The organism is Cellulophaga sp. L1A9 (assembly GCF_009797025.1).
Lineage (GTDB): Bacteria > Bacteroidota > Bacteroidia > Flavobacteriales > Flavobacteriaceae > Cellulophaga.
In genome coordinates, this window is the sequence record NZ_CP047027.1 from 4,630,534 (window position 1) to 4,648,453 (window position 17,920).

A 17,920-nucleotide genomic window follows, 5' to 3' on the forward strand; every position below is an offset into this window, starting at 1 on the left:
AAAAGAAACACCTCTTTAATTAAAAATTAAAGAGGTGTTTTTGGATTATTAAAAGTAAAGATTACTGTTCTATTTCTAATAAAATAAATTGGTTTAATTGTGGACCAAAAAAACTAAAATTGTTATCGGCCACAAGAACTAAAGACCTATTTCCGTTTTCTAAAAGGGGACCAAAAGTAATTCCCTCTATATTATCAATAATACCACTCGTAAGCTCACTTCGGATGGTATCAAAATCAAGCAACAGTGTTTTGCTTACTTCCGTATACTCCGCTCCTTTTAGGCTATCTAATCCGCTCACGTCAGTAGCATTCGTAGCATCTACGTCATAAATTTTTATCGTATTCCCACCATCAAGATACCCCGTTGAATATGAGCGCTCTAGTACTAAAAACTTGTGTTCTGCATAAGCAAATAATTCTGCGACGCCATTAACTTCAAACGTAGTTCCCAATAGTGCTGGGCGCGCTACAGGATCAAGATCATAGACGATTTCTTTTTCAAAGGCATTTGTAGCTTTGTTGATATAGGCTATTCGTATTTTAGCATCTGTATCCTCTAAAGTGGGCATTTCGCTATCTTGCTTTAATGGGAGCTCCATAGAAACCCAATACCCTTTACGATCATAGCTTACACAAAGACCTTCAAATACTCCATTTTGTCGTGGTCCAAAACTACTAGCTGCATTGGGCATGTATCGTTCTGGCAATGTAGCTTCGCTAACAAAAGTTCCGTCTAAAGATGCCGTACGCAAAAAAGGAGCTATTCCCTTGTCAATATTTCCTTCACTGGTCCAAACGACATTTTCATTCCCATAACGAATCGCCTCTGGATCCGTGATACTTTCCTCTAAATTTGCACCATTAGCATCTTTAAAATTGGTAATTCCGGTGAAGTTTATAGCGGTAATCCCTTCTGAACTCAACGCAATATCTGCCGTATAAAAGTGGGGCGTTATTCTATCATCACTAATCATATACCAGGTGTTGTTGGCATAATCTATACCTGATATCCCCCCAACTATTGTATTCTGGAATACCATCCCATCTGGAATGATATATTCATCAATAAAACGCAATTGCGTAATTGTCTGATGTTCTTCTGAAAGCGGATTGGTTTCTTGATTTTGATTCTCGTTTTTTTCTTGTCCTTCAACAGATCCGCAAGAACCTACAGCCAAGAGGACTGCAAATGCACATAGTTTAATCATCATTCTATTCATTTCATTCGTTTATCAGACAAGCAATTAATGTTGCTTTATCTTGTATTACCAGTATGTAATCAGTAAGTTTTGGGGCACTAATGTACTAGTTTACGATCACTTTATTTCATTCAGAGCCTTTTTTTAAAAATGAAGATTATAATTATATAAAATGGTTGCGCTAATTCAATTAAAAAAGGGCATTTAAAACTAAAGTTTAAGACATGCCAAAAGGTGCAATACAAACCACACTCCGCTTTTCTATAGGAGTAGTTCTATCGCTATGTAGAGGATAATGAGTAACTTTACTAAAAAAATTGGATCTCTTAACCCTCTTAATTTGGTTTTCAAGCTTAGCCTTCGTGTATTTCGGAATGAGTTGTTTTTATTCCGACTTTATAATTTCGGAGTTTGTACGCTATAATTTAGCGAAGTATCGGCGCGCTACCGGTTACCTTCAACTGCTGGGAGCAGCAGGATTGTTATTCGGACTTTATTTTAATGCAGGTGTAGTTGTATGCGCTTCCACAGGATTATTTTTATTAATGCTTGCAGGGTTTATAGTGCGACTAAAAATTAGAGATAATTTCATTAAATCTTCTCCTGCTTTTATTTTTGCAGGCCTCAACTTATATATAGCCTTTAAAACTTTCTATACGTATTTCTAATAGGCCAAAGAGGCAATCACTAAATTCATAGCAATAAACAAAAAGGCTGGAAAAGATTTAAACAATTCGTCTTTTACTTTTAAGTGCATGATAATAGAACCTAACAAAAGTGTTGCTAAGCCCAAACTGCTAATTAAAGTTAATCCTTCAAATTTTATGGAAGCTAATAGCATCAGCGCTAAACTAACTTTTAAAAACCCAATTACGTAGCAGAAAGTTTCGGATAAGCCATACACTTTAAACTCTTCTTTGATAGTTGTGGCATTACCACCGCGCCACTTTGTAGCTTTCTTAGGTTGAAGCAACCACACATTTAGAATACTTAATCCCACTATTATCTTTAGCCCTATACTCACATATTCCATTACTTCCATTTGTTATTTTTAGTTGTTGGCAATTTTCATAAAGCTACAACAAATAATAAACTAATGTTTGCCCAATTAGCACTTTAAATAACACAAAAGCAAATTGCTTATATATGCTACCCTATTCCTAGTTTTATTAAGGACCCAACCCTGATAAAGGCTAAAGAGTTTTTAGAATAAACACTACTCTAATTCGCCTTTTCAAACGCTTTACCCATTGAATATTAAAGTTTTACAGATTGATTACCTACCGGAATCAAATATTTTGTACCTTTGTTAACCATATGGTTAAACCATATAGTTTATTATGAAAAAATCAAAAGACGAAAACACGGAGGAACAAATACTTGCTGCTGCAAAAAGTGTATTTCAAGCCAAAGGAATGGATGGCGCGCGAATGCAAGAAATAGCAGATAAAGCGGGTATAAATAAAGCGATGCTTCATTATTATTTTAGAAGTAAGCAACTGTTATTTGAAGCCGTTTTTAAGAATGTATTTTTATTATTAGCGCCGCAATTAAATGCTATTCTAAATGATGATTCTTCTATTGAAGAAAAGATAAAAAACTTTACGTCAAATTACATCTCTTTTATTAGTCAGCATCCGTATTTGCCCAACTTTATCATTCAGGAGTTAAACAGGAATCCTGAATTTATATTAAAATTTAAAAACAATAAGGGGTTTCCTGACATCACGAAATTTAAAAAGAAAGTTGCTGAAGAAGTGCAACAAGGGGTTATAAAACCTATACGCGCAGAACAATTATTCATTAATATTTTAGCGCTTAATATTTTTCCTTTTGTAGCACAACCTTTAATCATGGCATTTACTGATCTCGATAATCAAGCGTACCAGAAATTAATGGAAGATAGAAAAACAGAAGCCGCAAATTTCATTATCAATGCAATAAAGAACACTTAATATGAAACGTTTCCTATGTATTCTGATAAGCATAACCGCATTCTCTGGTAGCGCACAACAAAGCATCTCCTTAAAAGAGTGTTATGAGCTAGTCACACAAAACTACCCTTTAGCGAAACAAGTCCAATTGTTAGAAGCTCAAAATACCTTAGAGGTTGCTGTAGTCTCTAATGCAAAATTGCCACAATTGAGTTTAGATGCCCAAGCCACTTATCAATCTGATGTGATCGAAATTCCAATATCGAGTATTGATCCGTTGAATAAAGACCAATACCGCGCTACATTTTCGGTAAATCAATTGCTCTATAATGGTGGTGCAACCGGCGCTTCATTAGCGCTTAAATCTGCGCAATTAAAAACAAATCAAAAACAAATAGAAGTCAGCTTATATCAACTAAGACAACAAATTAATCAACTGTACTTTTCTATTTTATTAGCACAAGAATCTAAACTATTAGTAAAATTAAAACAAGAACAGCTACAGGCAAAACTTGATGAAGTACGTGCAGGGGTTACCTATGGTATGCTTATGCCCTCTTCCGATAAAGTACTGGAAGCAGAATTACTAAAAATAGAACAACAATATCAAGAACTAGAAAGCAGTAAAAATAGCTTGATAGAAACACTTGGGAGTTTAATAAAAAAACCACTGAGTGGGGCTATCCAATTTCAAAACCCGCTGATTGAAATTAAAATACAGCCAGAATTAACACGACCGGAATTAGAATTGTTTCAATATAAAAAAGAAGAAATAGCGCATTCAGAACGCTTTATAGGAAAACAAAATGCGCCTAAATTACATGGTTTTGCTACTGGTGGATATGGCAACCCAGGGTTAAACATGCTAGATAATTCTTTTCAGGCTTTTTACACTGCTGGGATAAAATTACATTGGAATGTATTTGATTGGAATGCGAACAAAAAACAACGTGAATCATTAGCCATTAACAAAGACCTCGTAGATACTGAAGTCGAAATTTTTAAGCTAAATACTCATATTGAACTGAACAAACAGCAGCAAGAAATTGATAAGATGAAGGCGATTATCACGGCAGATGATGCCATAATAGACTTAAGAAAAGACGTCTTACTAACGGCAAGTTCTCAACTAAAAAATGGCGTAATAACAGCGTCTGCGTACCTCACAGAGCTCACCAATTTATATGAAGATGAAAATACGAGGGTACGGCACAAAATTCAGTTGCAACTCGCTAAAGTAAATTATAATGTTATCAAGGGACTTTAAATATTTAAAAATGAAAAAATACAACGCTATACTAACGATCAGCATGAGTGCCACTACCCTATTTTCCTGCAGCGATGCTAGCGGTACAGCAGATGGTTATGGTAATTTTGAAGCTACAGAAATTACCATTTCTGCCGAAAATAACGGAAAACTACTGCAGTTTGATGTGCAGGAAGGCGATACACTTAGTAAGGCTCAATTTATAGGCTATATTGATACCATACCACTTGCTTTAAAACGGGAACAATTACAGGTTTCTAAGGCGATAATTAGTTCAAAATCTAAAGGAGTTCTATCTCAAATTAATGTACTAAATGCCAAGTTAAAAACAGGAAACATTAATAAAGATAGAATGCAGCATTTGATTCGTGATAATGCAGGTACACAAAAACAACTAGATGACGTGCAGGGAGAAATAGCGGTTATTAAAAGTCAGATAAGAAGTGTAGAAATCCAGAATGCCCCCGTAGTGAATGAACTTAAGGCCATTGATGTGCAGTTAAAACAGCTCGACGATCAAATAGAAAAAAGTAAAATTATTAATCCTATTGCTGGAACAGTATTAACCAAATATATGGAGCCTAATGAAATTGTAAGTTTTGGAAAACCGCTGTATAAAATTGCGGACCTAAAGATGATGCAATTGCGCGTTTATGTAAGTGAGACGCAATTAGCAAGCTTAAAAATAGACCAAGAAGTTACCGTAAAAATAGATGATGGAGCTGCTATGAAATCCTATAAAGGACGTATTCGCTGGGTTGCTTCTGAGGCTGAATTTACACCAAAAATTATTCAAACAAAAGAAGAGCGTACTGCCTTAGTATATGCCGTAAAAATAGATGTAGAAAATGATGGTCGTATAAAAATTGGTATGCCCGCAGAACTATGGTTAAAAAATAAGACCCAAAATTAATTCCTAGAAAATGAAAAAAATAATAGGGCTTTTATTCGTAATCACAACGCTTACGGCAAGCTGTAAAAATACAAACAAAAAAACAGCAACAGATACTTCAACGGACTCCACGACGTCGCAGACAGATGCATTATTTGAAACAGCATGGATGAATGACCTTAGTTTGAATAATGGCCGTAAATGGGAAGCGAATAAGGAAACTACGGAAGGTGTTCTTAAAATGCAAACCCTTTTACAATCTGAAACTACACATACTATTGAAGAATATGTACACTTAGCCAGCAAACTTAACGTAGTAAAAAACCAAATTGTAAAAGAATGTACTATGAAAGGTGCTTCTCATGATAATTTACACCTATGGCTTTATCCATTAATAAAAAAAATAAAAGGGCTTTCGGAAGTTAAAAGCTTGGAAGAGGCTTTAAAATTAAAACAAAGTATCGAAGAGCATCTCAAGGTTTACGCTACTTATTTTCAATAACAATCTTAAAATAAATACCATGGAAAAACATACTTATAATGTCAATGTTCGTTGGACGAAAGACCGAAAAGGTCTGCTTTGCTCTCCTGAGCTTCACAATAAGGAAACCAATGCATCTAATTGTTTAGAAGTTGCCACACCCCCAGAATTTCCCGGAGGAATGCCAAATATTTGGTCGCCAGAACATTTGTTTACGGCAGCGGTCAGCAGTTGTTTAATGACTACTTTTTTGGCTATTGCCGAATTTTCAAAATTAGAGTACCTAAGTTTCAAATGTGACTCTAGAGGTATTTTAGAGAAAGTAGATGGCAAGTTTGTCATTAGTGAAGTACTCTTATTTCCTGAAGTGGTTATTGCCGATGAAGCCAAGCGCGAAAGAACCGAACGCATTCTTGAAAAATCTGAGAAAGCCTGTTTAATTTCAAATTCAATTACGTCAAAAATTACAATGGAAACGAAAATAACTGTTCAAAATTAATATGAAATGAGCATCACCGTAAACCATATTGGTAAATCCTACAAAAAGATACCCGCCTTACATGATATTTCTTTTGAAGTGAAGGAAGGAGAACTCTTTGGTCTAATTGGTCCAGATGGTGCGGGTAAAACAAGTTTATTTCGGATTCTTACGACCCTATTGATCGCCAATGAAGGTACTGCAACAGTCGCAGGATATGATGTGGTTGAAGATTATAAAAAAATTAGGAACTGTGTGGGCTATATGCCTGGGAAATTCTCATTGTATCAAGATTTAACGGTTCAGGAAAACCTAAAATTTTTCGCTACTATTTTCGGAACTACAATAGAAGAAAACTATGATTTAATTAGAGAAATATACGTTCAGATTGAGCCTTTTAAAACTCGTAGGGCAGGAAAACTTTCTGGGGGAATGAAACAAAAATTAGCTTTGTGCTGCGCCTTAATTCACAAACCAAAAGTGCTCTTTTTAGATGAACCTACCACGGGAGTTGATCCGGTATCCCGAAAAGAATTCTGGGAGATGTTAAAACGCTTACAACTAAAAGGAATTACCATTTTAGTATCTACTCCATATATGGATGAAGCGGCCTTGTGTGACAGAATTGCACTGCTGCAAGATGGGAAAATTTTACAGATAGATACGCCAGGAGCAATAGTAAAACACTATCCTAAAGAGATTTACAATGTGGGAGCCCATTCGATGTATGAACTCATCAATAGTTTAAAAGCGTATGAGCACCAGCATAGCGTGTATCCTTTTGGCGAGTTTGTTCATTATACTGATAAAAGATCGGACTTTAATCCGGCGGACTTAAAAGCATATTTGGCGGCTAAAAACCTCTCGGAGATCACTATAGAAAAAACGACTGCCAGCATTGAAGATACTTTTATGGAATTAGCAAAAAAATGAACGACAACAAAGTCATACACGTAGAAGGGTTAACAAAAACATTTGGAGATTTTACCGCTGTAAATGCCATTACATTTGATGTGCATAAAGGTGAAATATTTGGATTTTTAGGGGCCAATGGGGCTGGAAAAACAACGGCTATGAAAATGCTCATCGGAATTTCTAATCCAACGTCTGGCAAGGCACAAGTAGCAGGTTTTGATGTATTGACACAAGCAGAAGACATCAAAAAAAACATTGGCTATATGAGTCAGAAATTTGCCTTGTATGATGATTTAACGGTTCAAGAAAATATTACTTTCTTTGGCGGTATTTATGGTTTATCAAGAAAACAAATCAGAGAAAAGTCTGCTTTATTAATCCAAGAACTAGGGCTAGAAAATGTAGATCATCAATTGGTAGGCGCATTACCCTTGGGTTGGAAACAAAAACTATCATTTTCGGTAGCTTTACTTCACGATCCAAAAATTGTGTTTTTAGATGAGCCTACTGGTGGTGTGGATCCTATTACCAGGCGCCAATTTTGGGAAATGATTTACAAAGCCGCACATCAAGGAACGACCATTTTTGTAACTACCCATTATATGGATGAAGCAGAATATTGCGATCGCGTTTCCATTATGGTGAATGGCAAAATAGAAGCTTTAGACACCCCTAAAAACCTTAAAAAAAAATACAAAGCAGATAGCATGAACGATGTGTTTCTAAAACTTGCCAGAGTGCCCTCCTAACTCCTGCTAAGAAAAAGAAGACTTTACTATTAAAAATAGCATCAAAATTAAAACTAGAAAAATTATCCCATTAGGGAATTATAGCAAAAATGAAAAGATTTATAGGCTTCATAGAAAAAGAATTTTACCATATCTTTAGAGATAGACGCTCCTTGTTTATCCTCTTTGGAATGCCTATTGCCCAGATTTTATTATTTGGCTTCGCGATAACCAATGAAATTAATAATGTTGATATTGCTATTCTAGACCATTCAAAAGATGCAAACACCACCGAAATTATTTCAAAAATAGGGTCCTCAAAATACTTTAGTATTAAACAAGTTATCACTAAAGAAGCAGACATTGCTGCTGTTTTTAAAAAAGGCGAAGTAAAGGCTGTATTAAATTTTGAGAAAGACTTTAGCAAAAACCTTATAAAAGAGCATAAAGCTAGCGTTCAAATTGTTACCGATGCAACGGACCCGAATACCGCGAATACCATCAGTAACTATGTCAATGCTATTCTACAGCAATACCAAAAAGAATTAAACAAAGACAGCAGCACGCCATACCAGATAGTTCCTGAGACCCGAATGGTCTATAATCCAGAATTAAAAAGCGTGTATATGTTTGTTCCGGGAGTCATGACCATTATCCTTATGCTCGTTTCTGCCATGATGACGTCTATTTCTATCACAAAAGAAAAAGAATTGGGTACTATGGAAATATTGTTAGTCTCTCCGATAAAACCAATTCAAGTCATTATAGGCAAGGTTTTTCCTTATATTTTTCTATCCATCATAAACGCAATTGTCATTGTAGTTTTGAGTATTTTCATCTTTAACATGCCGGTACAAGGTAGCTTATTTCTGTTGGCTTTAGAGAGTATCCTTTTTATTGTGAGTGCTTTGGCATTGGGAATTTTAATTTCCACCATTTCTAAAACACAACAAACCGCCATGATGATTTCTTTAATGGGATTAATGCTACCCGTTATTTTACTTTCGGGTTTTATTTTCCCTATTTCAAGCATGCCAGTACCCTTGCAGGTCATTAGTTCTATTATTCCTGCCAAATGGTTTATTCTTATCATTAAAGGCATTATGCTAAAAGGGGTAGGTATAGAGTATTTATGGAAAGAAACTCTTATTTTATTAGGAATGACGGTGTTTTTCATAGCCTTGAGTGTCAAAAAATATAAAATTAGACTAGAATGAAACAGCACCTAGTAAAATAAAAAAACAGCAGTAGAACGCGAGTATTAATAGCTAAAAAGAGATTCCCGATTTTATGGGAAATAATATGAAAATAATACTATACATCATACAAAAAGAGTTTAAGCAAATCTTTAGAAATAAAGGGATGCTGCCTATTATTTTTGTTTTACCCCTACTCCAATTAATCATTTTATCAAATGCTGCGACTTTCGAAATAAAGAACATCAAATTTGGAGCTATAGACCATGATCATACGGCTACTTCCAGAGCATTAATTGAAAAATTTAATGCCTCTACTTATTTTGATGTACTGACCAATTATCCTTCTCAAGAAAAAGCGAGTGCCGCTATGCTAAAGGGAGAAGTAAATGTGATTTTAGAAATACCAAGCTATTTTCAACGTGATTTACAAACGGAAAAATACCACACTTTAGGGGTTACCATAAATGCTATTGATGGTGCTGCAGCGGGTGTAGAAAATGTGTATGTTACACAGATTATTCAAAGTTTTAATCAACATATAAAAGTTGATTTATTACAGCCCTCAGACCAACTTATAACCACAACACGTATAGAAACTATTCCTTTATTTTGGTACAATGAAACCTTAAATTACAAAACCTTTATGGTACCTGGCATTTTAGTGCTATTGGTTACCATGATTACACTATTTCTTTCAGGAATGAATATTGTGCGCGAAAAAGAAATAGGCACCTTAGAACAGATTAATGTAACACCCATTAAGAAAAGTCAGTTTATTATAGGCAAACTCTTTCCGTTTTGGGTTATAGGAATGGGCTTACTCACTGTTGGACTTATTATTGCTAAAGGTATCTTTAATGTTCCTATGCTAGGCAGCTTACCCCTCATGTATTTATATACGGGAATTTATATTTTAGTGATATTAGGAATTGGATTGTTTATTTCAAATTTTACAGACACTCAACAACAAGCCATGTTTATCGCTTGGTTTTTTACCGTTATTTTTATATTAATGAGTGGCTTGTTTACGCCTATTGAAAGTATGCCAAAATGGGCACAGATGATGACGGCCTTTAACCCTATAAAATACTTTGTGGAAGTGATGCGGATGGTGATGCTTAAAGGATCTGGTTTTATGGATATTCTTCCACAATTATTAAAAACCGTATTGTACGCATTTATAATGAATGGTTTGGCGGTTTGGAGTTATAAAAAATCGACATAACTTAATATATATTAAACTCTAAGATTGTTCTCCTAGAAAACATTCGCTTCAAATTGAATACTTACTTCCCCATTTACTAATCTATTTTCATTATCAATACCACTAAATGTACCATTTTGTATTTCGCTATTCGGTTTTAAAAAATAGGTTTTAAAATACATCTGCACTTGATCAAAAGCGATAATCCCTGTAAAATCAAAACTAAAATGCACTACGGAACCTTTATTCAAAAGTTTTAAACTATCATTTTCAAAATACACATTCTCCGTAAGCGGAATCATCTTATAATTATTAGGCGCGATCTTAAATTTTAATTGCTCTACCCCTACGCCATCTATTAAGAAATTAAATTCATACGTACCTGTTAGACTTTCATAGATAGAAGCATAGGGACTGTGATTAGAAATTTCTAAAAATTGAGTGGGTACAATACTCTTGTTTACGATGCGCTTATTCCTTACTTCCATGGCAATATAGGGCGGAATCCTCGGATCTTTTACCCGTTCTTCCATATCCTCCTTAGAAGCACATTTTTCCCAAATTGCTTCCCCCGCTACGGTATTGGTATAATTATCAAAAGTACAGTAGGTACCAATTAAAAATTTTAAAGAAGCAAGATCATTGTGTCCTACATAATAAATTTCACTAGCTCCTTCTACCAACTTACCATCTAATAAGGTCTTAGAATTAATATGCAAAGTATCTTCACGGCGAATAATATTGCCAAAATTATAGTGAGTTTCAATACTCCCGTCTTCCTTGGGGTACACATAGGTATGCTTCACCTTTTTCCAGTTATTAGAAATTACCGTCTCTCCTTTTAGAATTAAATTTTCTTCTCCAAAATAATAATTTACATAGTAGTAGGTTTGGTTCGCAGTAGCATCATACAACAGATCTAGTTGCTTCTTTTCGCTTACATCGCCTAAGGTATTCTTACTTAAAAAATGATCAATGGATTCATATCCAAGATATAATAAGACGATAGCCTTATAATACCTATTGAGTTTTATGATTGGTTTTCCTTTATGATAATCTCTCTCCTTATCATATAAATATTTACCATTAATAAAATCGCTCCCTATTTGTTCCAGATCACTCTTAAGGTTGGGCTTCTCTGTATTGTAGTTACCGTAACCAAAAAACTGCATGGACTTAGGAAGTTCTTTTAGTTTATGATTCTCCTTAAATTTTGCATATAGATCTTCTAGTAATAGTTCAAAGTATGCTGCAGTCAGTGGTAAAGAGTCTACTTCCTGTTTTTTCATAAATTCCGATTTTCATTATAAAATTATTAAATAATATTTTAATAAGTATAAATAATCATAATTAATAGGTGAAGATTAAATTTATAACACATAAAACTAACCAAAGCGTAATTATTTCAAAAAACTGAGGACTATGAGAAATGTACTATTTACACTATTATTACTACCCCTATTAAGCTTGGCACAGCGCACCACCATTAGTGGTGTGGTCACAGATGGCAGGGATGCCTTACCTGGCGTCAATATTATAGAAAAAGGAACCACCAATGGGGTGACTACCGACTTTAATGGAAATTTTCAAATTTCTGTAGCTACAGGCGCACTATTAGAATTCTCTTATATCGGTTTTAAAAATCAGGAAGTACCTACAACAGGTAAAACTGTACTTAGTATTGCTATGGAAGAAGATGCTAAGGCCTTAGATGAGGTTGTTGTCCAAGGGTTTACAGGCGTTGTTGGTAGGGCTCGGAAACGGACAGAATCAATACAGTCTATCCCAGAATCTGTAACCGCCTTAAACAGTGAGGGCATTGAGAAAAATGGCATTAACAATGTTACCAATTTTGCGAAATTGGTACCTAACCTAAAATTAAACAGCTCACAAGCTGCAGGAATTAACTTCTTAACCATAAGAGGTATTCCTCAAATACGAAATGCAGATGCGCCTGTGGCTTTTGTTATAGATGGTGTTACCATTCCAGATCCAAGTTTATTAAATCAAGAATTGTTTGATTTGGCTTTGATAGAAGTAGTGAAAGGTCCTCAAGGGGCACTTTATGGTAAAAATGCCATTGGAGGAGCTATTAACATTTACTCTAAAGAACCTGTAAATACGAACAAAAACAATTTAACCTTAGGCTATGGAAATGCAAATGCTTTATTAACGCAATTTGTTTCTTCAGGTGCTATTAAAAAAGATAAAGTATTCTACCGCTTATCTACGCAGTTTAAAAACTTCGACGGTTTATTAACGAATGAATATACTAATGAAAAAGTAGATTTCTCTAGAGAATTCAATGTTCGAGGTCAGATTATCGCTAGAATTGCAGACAATTTCAAAGCCAGTGCTACACTACAATTTATTGATGTAAGTGGCGGCGCCGCATACTACTCCGTAAATCCTACGGGAAATATCTTTGTAGATGGCGCTCCTGGAGGAACACTTTCTCCAAACCCAGAAGACGGCAATAATGTTATCAACCATGATGAACCTGGAAAATCGGATATCAACAATGCCTTTGGAAGCCTTTCTTTAGAATATACTCCTGGCAAAGTTAAAATGCAAAGTATTACTTCCTACAACTATGTTGATCGTTCTTTGAGTGGCGATTTAGACTTTATTCCTTTTGATGATTTTACACAAGGAGAAACCGCTGAAACCAGAACATTTAATCAAGAACTACGCTTTAATAATGTCGCTTCTGAGGGAAAAATTAATTGGAGTGCTGGTGGTTTTTATCAAGATATAGAAAAGCCTTTCTTTCAAGATGGCTTGAGTCGTGATTTTGATTTAAATGAATTGTTTTATGGTGTAGCTGCAGATGTTATCAACACAACAAAAACCTATGCCCTATTTGGTTTTATAGATTATAAGTTAACGGACAAACTTACGGCTTCGGCAGGTTTCCGATACGATAATGATACTTTCAAACAAGAAGATCATTTATCTGGGGATACTTTTGAGCGCTCTAATAATATAGTACAACCTAAGGCTTCTATATCGTATCAAGCTACCGAGAATGTTTTGGTCTATACTAATTACGGAAGAGGATACCGAACAGGTGGATTTAATCCTGCAGTGACCGATCGTTTTAACAGAGATTATGAAGATGAATTGACGGATAATTTTGAACTAGGTTTCAAATCTTCTATGTGGAACAACCGATTTATTTTAAATGGCTCTGCTTTTTACACAGATTTCTCTAACCAACAGCAGTATATATTTGACCTAGACACCTTTTTTCCTGGAAACTACAATTATGATAAGAGTAGAATTATTGGTTTTGAATTTGATGCAAAACTTAGATTGTCTAAGTTCTTAGATTTATTAGCTAATTATGGTTTTGTTGATTCTGAAATTACAGAAGGTGGTACTACAGGTGGTGTTGATGGTACCGCAACAGATCTTAATGCCTTTAATGGTAAAAAGACTCCTTTTGTTCCCCAAAATAACTTCAATATAGGTTTAGAATCTAGTTTTGCTTTGACCGAAAAAATAAATTTTGACGGCACTATTAACCTAAATAGCACAGGAAAAACTTATTGGGATGAAAATAACTCAGATGCATTTACAACAAATGCCTACCAATTGCTAGATGCACGTGCTTCTATTTCTTTTGACAACTTAAAATTTACCATCTGGGGAAATAACATATTAGATAAACAATACTATACAGAGTATGTTCCAGGATCAACATTTGGTGGTTTTGATGACTTTGGATGGAGAGGCAGACCGGCAACATACGGTGCTTCAGTTTCAATCAATTTCTAATATTTTTTTAGTAAAAAGAAGATACCCTTAAAAATATTACTCCTTACGTTTATATAACACAAATACTATGAGCACTAATACGAATTTAGACTGCACCTTGGTTGCCAAGGTAATAATACAAGATATGTTTAAGGTAAAAGCAGGGGAATCTGTTGCCATTACGGCCGATTCTGGTTCTGATCCACAACTTATGCAAGCCTTTGCAGACGCTGCTTCTGAAATTGGCGGATTGCCACTACTGATCTGGACGCCAAAAGCAAAAGAAGACGGACAAGCAGGAGTCAAAGATTGGCCAGCAGCTGCATTGACTGCCACTTTGAGTAATGTAGATGTTTGGTTAGAATGTAATTCTACCGTTCTTTTATATTCTGATATTTGGGAAAATGCTTTTAAAAATAATAAAAAATTACGTTATTTAATCATTGCTGATTCTAGCGTACAATCCTTAAAAAGAACATTTACAGGGTACAGCGTACCTGATTTAGGTAAAATGCTCAACAAGGTAAAAGATATGATTCTTGATTGCAAAACCATACGTATAACTAGTGCCAACGGTACGGATGTATCGTATGATATTAATCTAGATTATTCCTTTGATATTGATGATGGTGATTTTTCAATGCCTAAATTTGGGACTGCTCCCGGATATGTAAATATCGTACCCAAAATAGGAAGTATGAACGGGACCATTGTTTTTGATTTATTACAACATACCGATATCTATGGAAATGATAATAGCGTAGCATTTACAATGAAAGACAGTACTATCGTCGATGTAAAAGGCACAGAAAAAGAAGCTGAAAAATTTAAAAAATATTTAGCTTCTTTCGATGACCCCAACATGTATAAAATATCTCATAATATGTTTGGGATTAACCCTAGTGTACGAAAAATGTGTGGAGAAATTGTTGAAGACGAGCGTGTGTGGGGTGGTGTAGATTTTGGCTTCGGTCATACAAGTCCTATGGATATGCCACCACTAGGGCAAGTTGCTAAATCTCATTTTGATGGGATTGTGAATAAAGTAAGTATTTACCTAGATGATATACAAATAGTAGAAGATGGTGTGTACACACACCCTACCCTGAAGCCCTTGGCTGAAAAACTAATAGGAACGTATTAATGCTAGATAAAGAAGCACCGATTATCGATGATTATTCAAGAACTAAAGTTCCTGAAGATAAAACAGTCAACGGCATTCGTATTGCTTCTATTATCGTAGGTATTGGCGTAACATTACCCGTTTTTTTTGTTGGTTCAGAAGTAACTCAGGCCCTAGGGTTAGAAAAAGCCTTTTGGGTCTTTATGGGCGTTTGCCTCGTGCTAAGTATTCTTTGCACGGTGACCGCTATTATTGGGAACAGAACCCGTTTATCTACCTATATGCTCCTTCATTTTTCCTTTGGAAAAAAAGGAGCTTTACTCATCAACTTGCTCGTTGCCATTACACTCTTAGGTTGGTATGCGGTGACCGTAGAAATATTCGGACAAGCATTAACAGATGCATTTGCGCAACTTTTCAATGTATCTTTTCCTGTTTGGATCGGTATCATATTGGGTAGTATCTTAATGACCTTAACCTCCATTTATGGGTTTCGGATTATTGAACGTTTCTCATCTGTCGCAGTACCTTTAATGCTTTTGTTTGTAGTTTATGTACTTTATATCACTACTTCCCAGAATAGCATGAACACACTTTTGCAAATTTCCGGAAATGCCTCTATGACAACCACGCAAGCCATTTCAGCAGTAGTGGGTATGGTTATTTTAACGCCTGTATTAATGCCAGATTATTCCCGATTTGCTAAAACAGATAAGGATAGTTTAATTTCAATTTTGGGGCTGACTATCGGGTTCCCCTTAGTACTCTTAGCAGGTGGAATACCGAGCCTTATTACAGGAGAAATTGATATCATGAAAATTATGATAGGCCTAAGCTTGACGATTCCAGCCTTGTGTATCCTCATATTTTCAACTTGGACCACGAACACCGCAAATTTATACTCTACCCAACTTACCTTATCTACGGTATTCACTAAAACAAAAGATGCTAAATTGGGTATCGTAGCAAGTTGCATTGGAACCCTATTGGCTCTTTTTGGTGTTGCCACTCATTTTATTGATTTTCTAAATATTTCTAGCATATTCATCCCTCCTGTTTCTGCTATTTTTATTGCTGACTTTTTCTTTGTAAAAAAGCAACAGTATGAGTTAGCACGTTTTAACGAATTACCCCAGTTGGATACTTCTGCATTAGTTAGTTGGATCGTAGCTTGTATTGTAGCCTACTTAGGGGCTTTTGATTATATTACCTTAACCTCTATATCATTTTTCGACTCTTTTATTGTCGCCTTTACCTTATATCTAATTTTAAAGAAAATACGTAACTAAATGTCTATTACTAATTTAGAACCTAAAGCTATTTGGCAGCATTTTGAAGCTATAAATGCCATACCAAGAGCATCTACCAAGGAAGAGGAAATCACTCAATTTATGATTGCCTTCGGCACCTCTCTAAACCTAGAGACCTCTGTTGATGCTATTGGAAATGTCATCATCCGAAAACCAGGTACTCCCGGTAAGGAAGATCACAGAACTATCGTACTTCAAGGACATACGGATATGGTGCATCAAAAAGAACCAAATTCAAATTTCAACTTTGACACGCAAGGGATTAAAATGTTTGTTTATGGAGATTGGGTCAAAGCAAAAGAAACCACATTAGGTGCTGATAACGGAATTGGCGTTGCAGCAATTATGGCAGTATTGTCTTCTAAAGACTTAGAACACCCTCCTATTGAAGCTTTGTTTACAGTAGATGAAGAAATGGGTATGACTGGTGCTATGGCTTTGACTAAAGAGCAACTAAAAGGAACCATGCTATTGAATTTGGATTCAGAAGAAGATGATATTATTACCATTGGCTGTGCAGGTGGTGTTGATGTACTTATAGATGGCACCTACGCTTTAGAACTTTTAGATGCCAAGAATTATAGTTTATTTGAAATTAAGCTTAGTGGATTGGCAGGAGGTCACTCTGGTGTAGAAATTCACCTAAACCAAGCAAATGCAATTATTGTATTGGCGGAGTGCTTAGACCAGTTGGCCTTAAAAACAGGGTGTAGCATTCATAGTATAAATGTTGGTACATTAACCAATGTAATTCCTAGAAACGGGTGGGCCATAGTGGCCGTTGAAAAAGATAAATGTGAAGTGTTTTCGCAAACGTTTACAGACATTTCAACGCAGCTTAAAGAGAAATATAGCGCTACAGACCCAGGTCTAAAATTGGAGTATATAAAAACAAAAAATACTACAGGTGTTTTAGACACTAAAACTCAAAATCAGCTCCTAAAGGCTATATTGACTATCCCGAATGGCGTATACTCCATGACTAAAGGTATTGCCGACTTGGTACAAACGTCTAACAATATTGCTATTTTACATCTTGGAGACAGCAAGTTTCATGCAGCCTGTCATACCCGAAGTTCTGTTGATCAAGAGCGGAATGAACTCGCTAATAAAATAAAAGAGTGCTTTGCTTTTGCAGAGGTTACCGAAGTTGGTCCCTATCCAGGTTGGGAGCCTAATCCTGAAAGTGAATTGTTACATCTTACCAAAAAATGTTATACCGAACTTAATGGAGCCTTGCCACTTGTAAAATCTATCCATGCCGGATTAGAGTGTGGTATATTATCAGGTACTTTCCCTACGATGCAAATGGTTTCATTTGGTCCAAATATCCTTGGAGCTCATTCGCCAGAAGAACGTTTACAAATAAGTTCTACTCAGAAATTCTGGAAACTATTGACCACACTTCTTAAGCAACTAGAATAACCAA

General features: G+C 35.4%; 17 protein-coding genes. 14 read left to right on the forward strand and 3 right to left on the reverse strand.

Annotated features, from left to right (window positions below; all coding sequences use genetic code 11):
• Positions 1-61 precede the first annotated feature (61 nt).
• A complete protein-coding gene (locus tag GQR94_RS20280) occupies positions 62-1,213 on the reverse strand; it encodes an esterase-like activity of phytase family protein (RefSeq protein ID WP_158978675.1) in 1,152 nt (383 codons plus the stop codon).
• Positions 1,214-1,518: 305 nt separating this feature from the next.
• Here GQR94_RS20280 and GQR94_RS20285 point away from each other — a divergent pair, with 305 nt between their 5' ends.
• A complete protein-coding gene (locus GQR94_RS20285; protein WP_158978677.1) occupies positions 1,519-1,869 on the forward strand; it encodes a DoxX family protein in 351 nt (116 codons plus the stop codon).
• Here the strand turns inward: GQR94_RS20285 and GQR94_RS20290 are convergent.
• The gene (locus GQR94_RS20290) at positions 1,866-2,243 is read right to left on the reverse strand and encodes a DoxX family protein (RefSeq protein ID WP_158978679.1); all 378 of its coding nucleotides are present in this window, start codon (positions 2,241-2,243) and stop codon (positions 1,866-1,868) included. The two genes, GQR94_RS20285 and GQR94_RS20290, sit on opposite strands and share 4 nt — an antisense overlap.
• 298 nt (positions 2,244-2,541) lie before the next feature.
• Between GQR94_RS20290 and GQR94_RS20295 the strand changes: the two genes are divergently transcribed.
• The 9 genes from GQR94_RS20295 to GQR94_RS20335 all read left to right on the forward strand — a co-directional run bounded on the left by GQR94_RS20295 (position 2,542) and on the right by GQR94_RS20335 (position 10,320).
• On the forward strand, positions 2,542-3,156 hold the full coding sequence (locus tag GQR94_RS20295; protein ID WP_158978681.1) for a TetR/AcrR family transcriptional regulator: 615 nt from the start codon (positions 2,542-2,544) through the stop codon (positions 3,154-3,156).
• 1 nt (position 3,157) lies between these two features.
• Positions 3,158-4,402, forward strand: coding sequence for a TolC family protein (locus GQR94_RS20300; protein ID WP_158978683.1), 1,245 nt, complete (start codon positions 3,158-3,160; stop codon positions 4,400-4,402).
• A gap of 10 nt (positions 4,403-4,412) precedes the next feature.
• Entirely contained in the window at positions 4,413-5,315 is a 903-nt protein-coding gene (locus tag GQR94_RS20305; protein ID WP_158978685.1) for an HlyD family secretion protein, read from the forward strand.
• A gap of 10 nt (positions 5,316-5,325) precedes the next feature.
• Positions 5,326-5,796 carry a hypothetical protein gene (locus tag GQR94_RS20310; protein ID WP_158978687.1) on the forward strand — a complete coding sequence of 157 codons (471 nt, stop codon included), beginning with the start codon at positions 5,326-5,328 and terminating at the stop codon, positions 5,794-5,796.
• Positions 5,797-5,815: 19 nt separating this feature from the next.
• Positions 5,816-6,274 (forward strand): OsmC family protein, encoded by a 459-nt coding sequence (locus GQR94_RS20315; protein WP_158978689.1) that lies wholly within the window; start codon positions 5,816-5,818, stop codon positions 6,272-6,274.
• Positions 6,275-6,280: 6 nt separating this feature from the next.
• On the forward strand, positions 6,281-7,186 hold the full coding sequence (locus tag GQR94_RS20320; protein ID WP_158978691.1) for an ABC transporter ATP-binding protein: 906 nt from the start codon (positions 6,281-6,283) through the stop codon (positions 7,184-7,186).
• Entirely contained in the window at positions 7,183-7,917 is a 735-nt protein-coding gene (locus GQR94_RS20325; RefSeq protein ID WP_158978693.1) for an ABC transporter ATP-binding protein, read from the forward strand. The genes GQR94_RS20320 and GQR94_RS20325 overlap by 4 nt, the downstream gene beginning before the upstream one ends.
• An 89-nt stretch (positions 7,918-8,006) precedes the next feature.
• Positions 8,007-9,113, forward strand: a complete 1,107-nt coding sequence (locus tag GQR94_RS20330) for an ABC transporter permease (protein ID WP_158978695.1) — start codon at positions 8,007-8,009, stop codon at positions 9,111-9,113.
• 85 nt (positions 9,114-9,198) lie between these two features.
• Entirely contained in the window at positions 9,199-10,320 is a 1,122-nt protein-coding gene (locus tag GQR94_RS20335; RefSeq protein WP_158978697.1) for an ABC transporter permease, read from the forward strand.
• A 32-nt stretch (positions 10,321-10,352) separates the two neighbouring features.
• Here the strand turns inward: GQR94_RS20335 and GQR94_RS20340 are convergent, their stop codons facing one another.
• Positions 10,353-11,588: a hypothetical protein gene (locus tag GQR94_RS20340; protein WP_158978699.1), complete on the reverse strand. Its 1,236-nt coding sequence runs from the start codon at positions 11,586-11,588 to the stop codon at positions 10,353-10,355.
• Positions 11,589-11,721: 133 nt separating this feature from the next.
• Between GQR94_RS20340 and GQR94_RS20345 the strand changes: the two genes are divergently transcribed.
• From GQR94_RS20345 to GQR94_RS20360, 4 genes are all read left to right on the forward strand, one after another.
• A complete protein-coding gene (locus tag GQR94_RS20345; protein WP_158978701.1) occupies positions 11,722-14,079 on the forward strand; it encodes a TonB-dependent receptor in 2,358 nt (785 codons plus the stop codon).
• Between the two features lie 67 nt (positions 14,080-14,146).
• The gene (locus tag GQR94_RS20350; protein WP_158978703.1) at positions 14,147-15,202 is read left to right on the forward strand and encodes a hypothetical protein; all 1,056 of its coding nucleotides are present in this window, start codon (positions 14,147-14,149) and stop codon (positions 15,200-15,202) included.
• Positions 15,202-16,470 (forward strand): cytosine permease, encoded by a 1,269-nt coding sequence (locus GQR94_RS20355; RefSeq protein ID WP_158978705.1) that lies wholly within the window; start codon positions 15,202-15,204, stop codon positions 16,468-16,470. The genes GQR94_RS20350 and GQR94_RS20355 overlap by 1 nt, the downstream gene beginning before the upstream one ends.
• Positions 16,471-17,916, forward strand: a complete 1,446-nt coding sequence (locus GQR94_RS20360; RefSeq protein ID WP_158978707.1) for an aminoacyl-histidine dipeptidase — start codon at positions 16,471-16,473, stop codon at positions 17,914-17,916.
• Positions 17,917-17,920: the final 4 nt, after the last annotated feature.

Coding starts and splice junctions, on each gene's coding strand:
- GQR94_RS20320 (WP_158978691.1), top strand. CDS start 6,281: ATGAGCATCACCGTAAACCATATTGGTAAATCCTACAAAAAGATACCC.
- GQR94_RS20345 (WP_158978701.1), top strand. CDS start 11,722: ATGAGAAATGTACTATTTACACTATTATTACTACCCCTATTAAGCTTG.
- GQR94_RS20355 (WP_158978705.1), top strand. CDS start 15,202: ATGCTAGATAAAGAAGCACCGATTATCGATGATTATTCAAGAACTAAA.
- GQR94_RS20330 (WP_158978695.1), top strand. CDS start 8,007: ATGAAAAGATTTATAGGCTTCATAGAAAAAGAATTTTACCATATCTTT.
- GQR94_RS20340 (WP_158978699.1), bottom strand. CDS start 11,588: ATGAAAAAACAGGAAGTAGACTCTTTACCACTGACTGCAGCATACTTT.
- GQR94_RS20335 (WP_158978697.1), top strand. CDS start 9,199: ATGAAAATAATACTATACATCATACAAAAAGAGTTTAAGCAAATCTTT.
- GQR94_RS20315 (WP_158978689.1), top strand. CDS start 5,816: ATGGAAAAACATACTTATAATGTCAATGTTCGTTGGACGAAAGACCGA.
- GQR94_RS20305 (WP_158978685.1), top strand. CDS start 4,413: ATGAAAAAATACAACGCTATACTAACGATCAGCATGAGTGCCACTACC.
- GQR94_RS20350 (WP_158978703.1), top strand. CDS start 14,147: ATGAGCACTAATACGAATTTAGACTGCACCTTGGTTGCCAAGGTAATA.
- GQR94_RS20310 (WP_158978687.1), top strand. CDS start 5,326: ATGAAAAAAATAATAGGGCTTTTATTCGTAATCACAACGCTTACGGCA.
- GQR94_RS20300 (WP_158978683.1), top strand. CDS start 3,158: ATGAAACGTTTCCTATGTATTCTGATAAGCATAACCGCATTCTCTGGT.
- GQR94_RS20290 (WP_158978679.1), bottom strand. CDS start 2,243: ATGGAAGTAATGGAATATGTGAGTATAGGGCTAAAGATAATAGTGGGA.
- GQR94_RS20280 (WP_158978675.1), bottom strand. CDS start 1,213: ATGATGATTAAACTATGTGCATTTGCAGTCCTCTTGGCTGTAGGTTCT.
- GQR94_RS20295 (WP_158978681.1), top strand. CDS start 2,542: ATGAAAAAATCAAAAGACGAAAACACGGAGGAACAAATACTTGCTGCT.
- GQR94_RS20325 (WP_158978693.1), top strand. CDS start 7,183: ATGAACGACAACAAAGTCATACACGTAGAAGGGTTAACAAAAACATTT.
- GQR94_RS20360 (WP_158978707.1), top strand. CDS start 16,471: ATGTCTATTACTAATTTAGAACCTAAAGCTATTTGGCAGCATTTTGAA.